Raw genomic sequence first — 8512 nt, forward strand, 5'->3', positions numbered from 1 at the left:
GCTAGGGAAAAAAGAGGCGGGGTCTGACGGCAGTTACGGGAGAGAATTGTGAACCCGCATATGCAGACCCCGCCGGTATCAATTGGCTACTTGGTGTACTTGTCGTACCACTTCTGCCAAATCTTGATGTTGGCGTCGAGACCGAGGCTCGGCTCGGACACCTTCTTCACGTAGGCGTCCCATTCCTTGTCGATGCCGCCCTTCTGGAACCACTTCGCGATCTGGTTGTTCGCGTAGTTGGAGATGGCGGTGTTGTTGTTCTGCAGGGTGTTGGAATCCTCGGTGTTCGGGCGGACATAGATCGGGATGACGTCCTTGACGCCGTCGACGCGGTTGCGGGCCTCGCGGATGGCCTGATCGGAGGCGGTGACCTGATCGGCGTTGGTGTCGTTGACCATCTTCACATCGTCACGGATCCAGCCGCCGAAGCGGTCCTGCAGGGCGATGGCGCGGGTATCGGGGTATTCGGCGTAGGCCTTCTTCTTGTCGATGGTGTACTGGTGGTTGCCGTCATCGGAGACGATGTCCGGAATGGAACCGAAGAATCCGGCCACGGAAAGCTTCTCGCTGTACATGGCGTTGATGACCTTGTAGATGGCGTCCTGGTTGGCGGCGTTCGGGTTGACGGTCAGACCGGAGCCGGAGTAGGCCCAGCGGCAGGCGTCCTGGGATGTGTCCCACTTCACCTGGGAGTCTGGCGTGGAGGCGTCCTTCTTCAGCGGCGGCAGGGTGACGTACTGGTCGCCCAAGCTGTTGCCGTATTCGGCGTAGTTGGACCAGCCGAAGGAAACGCCGGTGCGAGCGGTCTTGCCGTCGCTGACGGTCTGTGCGGTGTACTGGGAGTCATCGCGGGTGAGCACGTCCTTCGGGATGAGACCCTTGGCCATGAGCTCGTGCAGGTAGGAGACGACGTCCTTGAGGGCATCGGAGGTGTAGTAGCTCTTGACCTTGCCGTTGTCCACGTAGTAGCCCTGCTCGGAGGCACCGCCTCCCATGAAGGAGGTGACCACGCCTTCGGAGTTCATCAGGGTCAACGGACTCCACAGACCGAAGCCCAGGCTGCGGATGTTCATCGGGATCTCGTCGGCCTTGCCGTTGCCATTCGGGTCGTCGTTCTTGAAGGCTTCGAGCACGTTCTCGAGCTCATCCCAGGTGGTCGGCATCTTGAGTCCGAGCTTGTCGAGCCAGGTCTTGTTGATGAACATGTGGGTTCCGGAGACCTCGTAGCCTTTGCCGCGGTCGGACGGCAGCATGGCGATCTTGGTTCCGTCAGTCACGTACTTCTCCGCGCCTGGCTGGGCCTTGAGGAACTTCTTGACGTTCGGCATCTTGTCCAGATGCGGCTTCAGATCCTCGAAGTAGGTGTTGTACTTGGCCGCGTCGACCATGCTGAACAGGCTCAGGCCGATGTCCGGGAATTCGCCGGCGGCCATCTTGGCGCTCTTCTGCTGGCCCCAGGCGTTGTCGGAGACTTCCTGCCATTCGATGGTGCAGTCGCAGGCCGCTTCCAGGTCCTTGGAATACTGAGTGTCCTTCATCGGATGGTCGGTCACGTTGCGGCGAACCAGGATGTTGACGATCGGCTTGCCATTCGAATCGGTGGTGGCCTGCTTGTTGCCGCAGGCGGTCAGTGCCGTGGCCATAGTCGCGATTGCCGCGATCGACGCCAGCAGGCGAACACTCCTTCGTGCCATGATTAGGCTCCTTCTTCCTTGATGTTTCCTCCTCGCACCAATGTGAGAAACACGGGTGCGATTCCGCCAACCACTTGCTTTGTGGTTGTTTCCTTCGCGGTAGTTAACACTATAAATCGTTAATCGTTTAATGTCAAAACGTTAATCGTTTATCTCAATGGTTAGCGCTCACATTGTTTTGCACATATCGTCATTGAGAACGTGCTCATCGGCGACATATCGCCATTCCCCCGCATAACCGAAAACGAACATATCGCGACACGCCGTTAATCGTATAACGTAACATTTCCATCGCTTCCGCGCGAATAAAAAAGGTCCGTCCATCGCACGCGAAAAGCGGCGATGGACGGACCTGACATTCGTCAAAAGCGACCCGTCGTTCACTTGCGGGAGGCGCGATCCTCCTTCAGGAAGAAGGACAGCACGAACACGATCACGACCAGAACCAGACCGAACACGTAGCCGTAACGGGAGCCGGCGACGAAGCTCTCCGCCTCGGTCGCGCCGGAACCCATGCCGAGCAGACAGGTGGCCACCGCGGTGCCGATCGCGCCGCACACCTGCTGCATGGTGTTGAGGATGGTGGAGCCGTCGGCGGCAAGCTCGCGCGGCAGACCCTTCAGAGCCGCGGACTGCGCGGACTGCTGCATAAGCGGAATGCCGATCATGAACACCACATGCGCCAGCACGAAGAACGCCGGAGCGGTGGTGACGCCGATGGCGAGGAACAGCAGCGAGCCGATCACGGCCACCACCGCACCGCACCTGACCAGCGGGCGGGCGCCGACCTTGTCATACATGCGGCCGGTCGCGAAGGAGAAGATGGCGTTCACCACACCGCCCGCAAGCATCAGCATGCCGGCCGTGGAGGAATCCAGACCCAGACCACGCTGCAGCTCCTGCGGTGCGAGGAACATGAGCGCCAGCGTGCAGGCGAACGAGCAGGTGACCATCAGAGCCGGAACACGGAAGGCCTCGATGCCCAAGGCACGCAGCTCCAGCACCGGATGCTCGATGTGCAGCTGACGGTATGCGTAGAACGCGACGACCACGATGCCGATGACCAGCAGCGCGATCACCAGCGCGCTGAAGCCCATGTCCGCCACGAGGCTCACGCCCGCGACCAGGCAGCCGAAGCCGATGACCGAGGCGATGACCGAGAGGATGTCGACCTTCGGACGCGTCGTTTCGATCGGGGTGACGAAGAAGACCGCGGTGCAAACGATGGCCACGACGGCCACGACGGCGAACAGCACGAAGATGGCACGCCAGGAGAAGGCGCCAATCAGGATGCCGGCGAGGGTCGGGCCGATCACCGGCGCGAACATGATGACCAGGCCGGCCACGCCGTTGGCGGCGCCGATCATGAACGGCGGGAACACGCGCATGATCGCGGCGTACATGGTCGGCAGCACGATGCCGGTGCCGATACCCTGAATGATTCGTCCGGCCAGCACCAGCGCGAACACAGGGGCGAAGGCAGACAGCACGGAACCGATCGCGAAGCAGACCAGCGCAAACAGCACCAGCGTCTTCGCCTTGACCCACTTGAGCAGGAATCCGACGCACGGCAGCACCACGCCGATGGCCAGCATGTAGCCGACCACCATCCACTGCGCGGTTCCGGTGGTGATGTTGAATGCGTCGCACAGATCCGGCAACGCGATGTTCATGGACGTTTCGGACAGCATGCCCAGGAACGCGCCGATATACAGGCCGAGCATCACCTTGTGCGGATGCTCGAAACGTGGCTGATCATGTTCATGTGACTGCTGCATTGATGCGGTTTGTGACACAGTTCTCCTTGTCTTTCTTCTTGTTCTGTCTGTCGACTCCCCCGCCCGAGACCCGTGCCGGCAGACCGGCAGACCTGCGGATTTCGCAAGCCGACATACGGGCACGCAAACATGCGAAAGCCCGGACCGCCATATGCGCGTCCGGGCTTCGCTGCCTGTTCTCGGAACAAAAGAAAAAACCGCATGGCATACACCTTGATTTCGGCTATGCCATGCGGTTTTCAAAAACAGTGGTCAACGTATCACGAATGAAAATTCTTCGTAAGTCGTCCGGGCGTGTCGCGCCTACCGCACGAACCTTGCGGACTATTCCCGTTCAAGCAATCGCTCGGGAGACAACGTCTCCTGAGTGGCCAGCACCACTCCTCCGGCCACGCCTGCAAGGCGTCCAAGAGGACTGCGCCCGATACTCAGGTTTCGCGTGGTCAATGGGCGGGCGGTCCTGTAGACGGTGGTGCGGATGGCGGTAAGCAGTTCGTCGCTTGCCTCCGCAATGAGTCCGCTGACGATCACATGTCTTGGGTTGAGGATGTTGCATAGCGTCGCCACCATGATGCCGATGGATTCTCCGGCTTCTTCCACAGCCTGTTCCGCACCGAGGTTGCCGTCGTGCAGTCGTTCGATGAGCTGTTCCACGCTGGTCGGTTCGTCCGCCATGGGTGACAGCTGCTGCATTCGTCTCAGCATGGCAGGCACGGATGCCACCGTTTCCAAACATCCCGTCTGCCCGCATGCGCAGCGTTTGCGGTTGCGTGGATCGTACGAGGTGTGGCCCACTTCACCAGCCGATCCGTCGAAACCGTGGAATATACGGCCATCCTTCATCACAATGCCACCACCGATGCCGGTGCCTATTTTGATTTCGATGATTGGTCGTTCATCCTCGGGAAGCGCCGCGGCATCACCCAATGCCCGAATATTGGTGTCGTTTTCCACGCTGACCGGGCATCCGAGGTCGTCCCTCATGTGCTGGACCGCGTTGAAGGCATCCCATCCGGGCATGATCGGCGGACGTATCGGCGCATCCTCGCGAATGTCGATCCTGGCAGGCAATGACAATACGGCATGGCGAAGCGGCAAATCGGGAGATACGCTCGACGCCATACGCCACAGGCATTCGCTTGCCCACGACAAAAAATCCTCCGGTCGTTGGTCCGCTATGGAGACCACATGCGATTCGTACGTCAGTAGTCGCATATTCATATCGGCCAGACCGAAAGTGGTATGCCGAGCCCCGACATCGGCAATCGCCATCAATCCCAATCGATCGTTGACGGTCAGACGCTCCGCGGGTCTTCCACGATCCTGTGAGATCACACCGTCCACGGCGAGAATCCCCTTGCGTAGCAGTCCATCCACGCACGATGACACCGTCGACCGGGCCAGACCGGTTTCACGGACCAGTTCCGCCTTGCTGTTCGCTTTGCCGGACGCCACCAGCAGCGCCACCTCGCTGGGCAGCTCGCTGCCGGTGACCGCCAGCGTCCATGGTCTATCCGGCAGCGTGAATCGCCACTGTCCTTTCGAAGACTGTTTCATCATCGGCTGCCGCATCGCAATCCTCCGTGAACCGTTGCCATTGCCGTGTTTCCAATATACGTCAGATTTATGTTGAAATGCAGCATAAATCCGACGTTGAAGAGCATAAATCCGAATCGTATCGTGAGAATCACCTTAAGGAAACAACGGGAAGCGCAGCAGCTCCCCCACAACGTTGGTACCGACGAAGACAGCCATCATAAGAAAGGACCCACAATGGAAACTCCAAAATTCGCGGTCTCACTGATGTGCATGGACTTCTCCATCGCAGGTGAACAGGTGAGCACCCTGAGCCAGCACGCCGATTCCCTTCATCTTGACATCATGGACGGCCATTTCGCACCGAACCTCTCCTTGAGCCCGGAATGGCTCAAGTGGGTGCTGCCGCACAGCACCGTACGCAACGAGGCGCATCTGATGACCACCGATCCGGACTATTGGCTGGAACCGCTCGCCCAGGTCGGCGTGAACGTCATCTCCCCACATGTCGAAACACTGAACACCCACGCGTTCCGCACCATGAATTCAATCCGCGCCCTCGGCTGCGGCACCGGTCTTGTCGTCAATCCGCTCACGACCTTCGATTCCATCCTGCCGCTGATCGAACGCGTCGACCTGCTGACGCTGATGACCATCGACGTCGGTTTCGCCGGCCAACCGTTCATCGACGAGATGCTCGCCAAGATCGAACAGGCCGCCAAATACAAGTCCGACCACGGTCTGAACTATGAGATCCAGATCGATGGATCGTGCAGCGAGAAGACCTTCGCCAAGCTGCGCAACGCCGGCGCCGAGACCTTCATCCTCGGTAATTCCGGCCTGTTCTCCCTGGACCGCGACCTCGACAAGGCATGGGCCAAGATGCGCGCCAACTACGAACGCACCACCGGCGAAACCCTGCCTCCCGAGGACTGATTACAGTCGCGATTGCCATATCGAACCGGCAATCCCTTTCATCACCGGCTGGCATCGGCGCGTCCTCTCTCTCCTTGATACCGCATGCGTCCTGATGGCGCATGCTATCCGGACGCGCCTTTGCCATCTTCGGCACCACCACAACCCGTAATTTCTTTTAATTTTTGCAATGGAGCAGTCATGAGCAACACCACCGCCATCACCAACAACGAACCCACCGTCGCCACCGCGGGCAGCCCCGTCAATTCCGCCACACTGAAGACGCCGGTCGTGCTCGGCATCGACATCGGCGGCACCAATCTGCGCGTCGGACTGGTCGACGCACTCGGTGCCCTGGTCGACTCCCGCCGCGTCAGCTCACAGGAGGCGCTGAGCGGCGACGACCCGATGACCAAACTCGCCGACTATCTGGAAGGCTATCTCGGCGAGGTACTGGACGGCAAGTACGAGCTGAAGGCCATTTCCGTAGGATTCCCATCTGTGGTCGACGCCACTCGCACCGTGGTGCTGCAGACCACGTTCATCCCCGGGCTCAACAACGTGAACGTGCCGGAACGTCTGAGCCGATTCGGCGTGCCCGTGTTCATCGACCGTGACGTGAACATGATCATCCGTTATGACGCCAAGCGCCTGAACCTGCAACATCTCGAAGGCGTGACCTTCGGCTGCTACGTGGGCACTGGCATCGGTTGCGCGCTATCCGTGGACGGCAAGATTCTGGTCGGCCTGCACGGCGTGGCCGGCGAACTCGGCCATATCTACGAGGCCACCGGACGCACCTGCAGCTGTGGCTTGGAGGGCTGCTCCGAAACGGCTGCCTCCGGCAACGCGCTCGTCCGTGAGCTCGAAGCACATCATCCGGGCGCCTCCATCGACGACGCGTTCTCCCTATACGGCGACGAACCGTTCATCGATGATTGGCTGGAGCATCTCGCCTGGACCTTCTCGACCGTCATCAACCTGCTCGACCCGGCCAAAATCATCATCGGCGGCGGTGTGACGCAGATGAAGGACTTCCCGAAGCAGCGTCTGGAGGAGAAGATCAAGCGCATGTCCCGCAAGCCGTATCCGGCCGAGGACCTGCCAATCGTCTACACGATTCCCGGCAAGTACGACGGCGTCATCGGCGCGGCTCTGTGCGCGCTCGAACAGATCTGAGCCATGCCAGACTTCGGACGAAGCCCGTTCTTCCTTTCTTACGGGTTTCGTCCGGACCATAATAATCACAGATGATTATCCAACTCATACCCAAGCAAAACAATTCAATCCATCGTTGTAAGGACGCAACATGACCACCGATTCCCCCACCGCCCAAACGGCACGCCCCCGCAGCGCGTACAGCCCGCTTATGAAATTCTCGCTGCTTGCCATTTCGTTGCTGCTCACATCATCGAATGCGATCTCCGGCGTGATGCCGGCGCTGATCAAGCAGTTCCCCGACCAGCCACGCGCCAATGTGGAGCTACTGAGCACCGTTCCATCGTTCTCGATGATCATCATGATCATCGCCTCCGGCTTCATCGCCCGTAAGATCGGCGACAAGGCCACTGTGACCGCGGGACTGGTCATCGCGGCCGTCTTCGGCGTGATTCCCTTCTTCGTCACGAACAACTTCTGGGTGATCATGGGTTCGCGCATCGGCCTCGGCGTCGGTTTCGGCCTGATTAATTCCTTGGCCGTGTCCATGATCGCCAAGTTCTTCTCCGGCGACGAGAAGGCCACACTGATGGGCTTCAGGTCCGCGTTCGAATCATTGGGCCAGTCGTTGATGACCCTGGCCGCGGGATTCCTCGTGTTGCTCAGCTGGAACAGTTCGTTCCTCGTCTATTTCCTCGCAGTGCCGATTCTGGTACTGTTCGTGCTGTTCGTTCCAAAGGAGCCGAACGATCCGAAAGCTGACGATTCCGCGCAGGCCCAAAACGGCAACGCCAAGCAGTCGGTGAATGGCCCCATCCTGCTCATCACCGTGTTTCTGATCGTCGCCGTGACCATGTACATCGGACTGACCACACGCCTGTCTTCCGTGGTGACCGGTTCCGGTTTCGGCACGATGCAGCAGGCATCCACTTTGCTGAGCGTCATGACCATCGGCGGTATGCTCATGGGCTTCGCATTCGGCCTGATCAACAAAATACTGAAGGCGCAGACGCTGACGGTCGGTCTCGTCGCATTGGGAATCGGATCTCTGATCATGTTCTTCGCGCCGAATTTCGTCGTTCTGTGCATCGGCGCGCTGATTGCCGGCATCTCCTACCCCACTATGATCTCCTATACCTTCAATCAGATTTCCGAGGTCTGCCCGAAGGGTTCGGATACATTGTGCACGTCGGTGGTGCTGGTCGGCTGCAATTTCGGCGCCTTCACCGCCCCATACACACTGAAGCTGGTCGGAGGCGCCTCGCTGAGCCAGCCGTATCTGGTCTACGGCATCGTGCTGCTGGTCATCGCCGCGGGATACGCCGTGTACCATCTGGTCCGCAAGTAGGCCGGAAACAGGCAAAACAAGCCGAAAACAAAACGCGCGTTGGCGCACATCTTTTTTACGGACGTGCGCCAACACGCGTTTTC

At 59.5% G+C, this 8512-nt stretch carries 6 protein-coding genes; 3 read left to right on the forward strand and 3 right to left on the reverse strand.

Annotated elements, in window-relative coordinates:
• Positions 1 to 86: 86 nt before the first annotated feature.
• The 3 genes from ACR0P8_RS03185 to ACR0P8_RS03195 form a co-directional block, all read right to left on the reverse strand.
• On the reverse strand, positions 87 to 1694 hold the full coding sequence (locus ACR0P8_RS03185; RefSeq protein WP_432623597.1) for an extracellular solute-binding protein: 1608 nt from the start codon (positions 1692 to 1694) through the stop codon (positions 87 to 89).
• Between the two features lie 380 nt (positions 1695 to 2074).
• On the reverse strand, positions 2075 to 3472 hold the full coding sequence (locus tag ACR0P8_RS03190; RefSeq protein ID WP_432623613.1) for an MFS transporter: 1398 nt from the start codon (positions 3470 to 3472) through the stop codon (positions 2075 to 2077).
• Positions 3473 to 3796: 324 nt separating this feature from the next.
• Positions 3797 to 5044, reverse strand: coding sequence for an ROK family protein (locus tag ACR0P8_RS03195; RefSeq protein WP_432623599.1), 1248 nt, complete (start codon positions 5042 to 5044; stop codon positions 3797 to 3799).
• A 201-nt stretch (positions 5045 to 5245) separates the two neighbouring features.
• Between ACR0P8_RS03195 and alsE the strand changes: the two genes are divergently transcribed.
• From alsE to ACR0P8_RS03210, 3 genes are all read left to right on the forward strand, one after another.
• Positions 5246 to 5944 (forward strand): D-allulose 6-phosphate 3-epimerase, encoded by a 699-nt coding sequence (gene alsE / locus ACR0P8_RS03200; protein WP_432623601.1) that lies wholly within the window; start codon positions 5246 to 5248, stop codon positions 5942 to 5944.
• 180 nt (positions 5945 to 6124) lie between these two features.
• Entirely contained in the window at positions 6125 to 7102 is a 978-nt protein-coding gene (gene alsK, locus ACR0P8_RS03205; protein ID WP_432623603.1) for an allose kinase, read from the forward strand.
• A 130-nt stretch (positions 7103 to 7232) separates the two neighbouring features.
• The gene (locus tag ACR0P8_RS03210) at positions 7233 to 8429 is read left to right on the forward strand and encodes an MFS transporter (protein ID WP_432623605.1); all 1197 of its coding nucleotides are present in this window, start codon (positions 7233 to 7235) and stop codon (positions 8427 to 8429) included.
• The last annotated feature ends 83 nt before the right edge of the window (positions 8430 to 8512 follow it).

It is taken from the genome of Bifidobacterium sp. (genome assembly GCF_050874245.1).
Lineage (GTDB): Bacteria > Actinomycetota > Actinomycetes > Actinomycetales > Bifidobacteriaceae > Bifidobacterium.